This is a genomic window from Pseudomonas sp. SDO55104_S430 (assembly GCF_054070595.1).
The window spans coordinates 1-3,876 of sequence record NZ_JBSVXG010000363.1 but is presented as its reverse complement, the minus strand read 5'-3'; the positions used below and the strand labels follow the sequence as shown (position 1 = coordinate 3,876).

Sequence of the window (3,876 nt, the reverse complement as noted above, 5' to 3'; positions counted from 1 at the left end):
GATTCATCGACTGACACACCGCCTTCGCGAGCAAGCCCGCTCCCACATTTGAACTGGCGCAGGTCGCCGACACCGAGCTAACTTAGTCAGACCGCCTCCAAGAATGACTAAAAGGACTCTCCCGATGCTCATCATCAACGCCCGGCTGCGCAATCAGGAAGGTCTTCACGAGTTGCACCTGGAAAACGGCCTGATCCGCAACATCGCCCGGCAGACCGAGGCCCCGACCCTCGGCCCGGACGATCTGGATGCCGGTGGCAACCTGGTGGTGTCGCCCTTCGTCGAGCCGCACATTCACCTCGACGCCACCCTGACCGCCGGCGAGCCGCGCTGGAACATGAGCGGCACGCTGTTCGAGGGCATCGAATGCTGGGGCGAGCGCAAGGCGACCATCACCCCTGAAGACACCAAAATCCGCGCAAAAAAAAACCATTCAGAGCCTCGCCGCCCACGGCATCCAGCACGTGCGCACCCACGTCGACGTCACCGACCCACAGCTGACCGCGCTGAAGGCGATGCTCGAAGTGCGAGAGGAAAGCCGGCATCTGGTGGACATGCAGATCGTCGCGTTCCCCCAGGAAGGCATCGAGTCCTATCGCAACGGCCGCGAGCTGATGGAGGAAGCGATCCGCATCGGCGCCGACGTGGTCGGCGGCATTCCGCATTTCGAATACACCCGCGATCAGGGCGTCAGCTCAGTGAAGTTCCTGATGGACCTGGCCGAGCGCACCGGTTGCCTGGTGGATGTGCACTGCGATGAAACCGACGACCCGCACTCGCGCTTTCTCGAGGTGCTGGCCGAAGAGGCGCGCAGCCGCGACATGGGTTCGCGGGTGACCGCCAGCCACACCACGGCCATGGGCTCCTACGACAACGCCTACTGCGCCAAACTGTTCCGCCTGCTCGGGCATTCAGGCATCAGTTTTGTCTCTTGCCCCACCGAAAGCATTCACCTGCAGGGGCGCTTCGACAGCTTCCCCAAACGCCGGGGCGTGACCCGGGTCAGCGAGCTGCTCGAAGCCGGAATGAACGTGTGTTTCGGCCAGGACTCGATCGTCGATCCCTGGTATCCACTGGGTAACGGCAACATCCTGCGGGTCCTCGAAGCGGGCCTGCACATCTGCCATATGCTCGGTTATCGCAACTTGCAAAGCGCGCTGGATCTGGTCACCGACAACAGCGCCAAGGCGATGGCCCTGGGTGATCGGTATGGTCTGGAAGCGGGGCGGCCGGCGAACCTGCTGATCCTCTCGGCGCCCAATGATTACGAGGTGATCCGCAGTCAGGGGTTGCCGTTGTATTCGATTCGTGGGGGGAAGGTGTTGATGAAGCGGACGATGCCGGTGGTGGAATTTTCTGGTCTGAGCTGAGGCATGCGGCGCGTGGGATGACGCCTTCGCGAGCAAGCCCGCTCCCACCTTGGATCTTCTGTGAACACAAAATTTGTGAAACACACAAATCCACTGTGGGAGCGGGCTCGCTCGCGAAAGCTATTTCAAATTCACCCGACCAATTTCGCCATACCGAAAAGGCTGACCCGACTCAGCTCTCCCTGCTCTTCCTCCAACAAAATCGGCGCCGTCCCACCCGGCATTACCACCTTCACCTCCCCGACCTTCACCCAACCCACCCGCCACGCGGAACACGCGACCGCCGTTGCACTGGTCCCGGACGACGCCGTCGGCCCCTCGCCGCGCTCGAACACCCGCGCAATCACCCGCTGCCCGCCATCATGGGTCGCCCATTGCAGGTTGATCCCCGCCGGACACGGTCGCCCGGCGCCCGCCGGCATGGCATAGGCGATACGGGTCAAACCTTCGCCCAACGCCGGCTCGCGCATCTGCTCATTGCTCGGCAGATCCTCGACGCGATCCACCAGCGTCACGCAATGCGGATTGCCCACCCGCGCAAACTGACTGCGCGACCAGGCACCGTTGAGTGCCGACAACGGCTGCACATGACTGAGCTCACGGCCGTTCATCACCACCGTTTCAACGCCCACGGCACTGACCGCCGCCGGTCCGAAGCCGGGCTGGCCCAGATCCAGCCAGAAGCCCTGCACACCCTCGACCTGCGCCGCCTTCACCGACGTCTCCCCCGGCGACACCACATCGGCCTTGTCGTGATGCACCCGCAGCACACAGGCCTCGCCCTTCGGCAAAAGCCCCAGGTCACTCAGCGCCTGGGAGAAAATCGTCAGCCCGTTGCCGCTGCGCTCGGCCAGGGTGCCGTCGGTGTTGACGATCAACAGATCAAAGGGCGGCGATGCCTGGAACGGTCCCACCAGCAAGCCGTCGCTGCGATGTTCCTTGGCACCAACCGGTTGCGTGCCGGGCGCCCAGGCGCAGCAGGCTTCGATGGCGGCCAGTGCCCAGGCCTCGCGACTCTGCGCGGCAGCGCTGGCCTGATCGGGCAAGGCGATGCCCTGAAGTCGCAACTCTTCGGGCGCAGCCACCATGTAGATATTGCCCCGCGCATCGTACATCCGCGCCATAACGCCCCCCGTTGGAATGATCGAAAGCCCTCAACATATCGCGAAACACTCGCCTGCTGTGCAACGATGTGCAGCTTCTGGATCGCCAAACCGCACGGACGCCGGTCGAACCCTCACCGGTCGATCACTGTCCCTGGGGGACGCGAAGTTTTACGCCAAGGATCGATATGACCAACCTCAACAACCAGACCTCTTTCGTACCGGGGCGCCTGGAGCAGATGTCCACGCGCATCGCCTTTTTCATCGCCGGCTTCGGCATCGCCGCGTGGGCGCCATTGGTGCCCTACGCCAAGGCCCGGGCCGGGCTGGACGAAGGCACCCTCGGCCTGTTGCTGCTGTGCCTGGGGGTGGGCTCGATCCTGGCCATGCCCCTGGCCGGCATCCTCGCCGGCCGCTACGGCTGCCGCAAGATTGCGACTGGCGGCACCCTGCTGATCTGCATCGCCCTGCCGTTGCTGGCAACGGTGTCGTCGATCCCGGCGCTGATCGCAGCCTTGTTCATTTTCGGCGCGGGCCTGGGCACGGTGGATTCGACGGTGAACCTGCAAGCGGTGATCGTCGAACGGGCCAGCGGCCGCAACATGATGTCGGGCTTCCATGGCCTGTTCAGCCTCGGCGGGATCGTCGGCGCGGCGGGAGTCAGCGGGTTGCTGGGCCTGGGGCTGTCGCCGCTGGGCGCCATGCTGGTGGTGATCGTGATGTTGCTGGTCGCGCTGGCGAAGGCGGCACCGCATCTGCTGCCCTACGGCAGCGAGAGTTCGGGCCCGGCGTTCGCGGTACCCCACGGCATCGTGCTGTTCATCGGCGGGATGTGCTTCATCGTGTTCCTCGCCGAAGGCGCGGCACTGGACTGGAGCGCGGTGTTCCTGGCGCAGGAACGCGGGATCGACACAGCCTACGCCGGGCTTGGGTATGCGGCGTTTGCGCTGACCATGACGGTGGGTCGGTTGACCGGTGATTCGATCGTGCGCCGGCTGGGTGCGACGCGGGTGATGGTGTTCGGTGGTGCGTTAGCCGCGTTCGGGCTGTTGCTGGCGACCTTCGTGCCGAGCTGGCAGGCGGCGCTGGTGGGTTATGCCCTGCTGGGTGCCGGCTGCTCGAACATCGTACCGGTGCTGTATACGGCGGTGGGCAAGCAGACTGTGATGCCGGAAAGCATCGCCGTACCGGCCATTACCACCCTGGGTTATGCGGGGATTCTTGCCGGGCCTGCGGTGATCGGCTTCATCGCGCATGCTGCGAGCTTGAGCTTTGCCTTTGCGCTGATGGCGGTGCTGCTGATTGCAGTGGCGATCGGCGGGAAAGTCCTGAAAGTCTGACGTAAATCTGTAGGAGCGAGGCTTGCCCGCGAAGACGTCATCACATTCAAAATGAATGCTGAC

2 protein-coding genes and 1 pseudogene are annotated in these 3,876 nt (G+C 64.1%); 2 read left to right on the top strand and 1 reads right to left on the bottom strand.

The annotated features are described in order from the left end of the window. The first annotated feature begins 124 nt into the window (after positions 1-124). Positions 125-1,370 (top strand): annotated as a pseudogene (codA, locus tag ACW9JE_RS29410) (cytosine deaminase). A gap of 131 nt (positions 1,371-1,501) precedes the next feature. Here the strand turns inward: codA and ACW9JE_RS29405 are convergent. After that, positions 1,502-2,494: a diaminopimelate epimerase gene (locus ACW9JE_RS29405; protein WP_457434758.1), complete on the bottom strand. Its 993-nt coding sequence runs from the start codon at positions 2,492-2,494 to the stop codon at positions 1,502-1,504. A 167-nt stretch (positions 2,495-2,661) separates the two neighbouring features. On the opposite strand from ACW9JE_RS29405, the gene ACW9JE_RS29400 reads away from it, so the two are divergent. Next, positions 2,662-3,813, top strand: a complete 1,152-nt coding sequence (locus ACW9JE_RS29400) for an MFS transporter (protein ID WP_457434757.1) — start codon at positions 2,662-2,664, stop codon at positions 3,811-3,813. Positions 3,814-3,876 lie beyond the last annotated feature (63 nt).

Excerpts from the sequence above, each read along its gene's own strand:
- ACW9JE_RS29405 (WP_457434758.1), bottom strand. The coding sequence starts at position 2,494 with ATGGCGCGGATGTACGATGCGCGGGGCAATATCTACATGGTGGCTGCG.
- ACW9JE_RS29400 (WP_457434757.1), top strand. The coding sequence starts at position 2,662 with ATGACCAACCTCAACAACCAGACCTCTTTCGTACCGGGGCGCCTGGAG.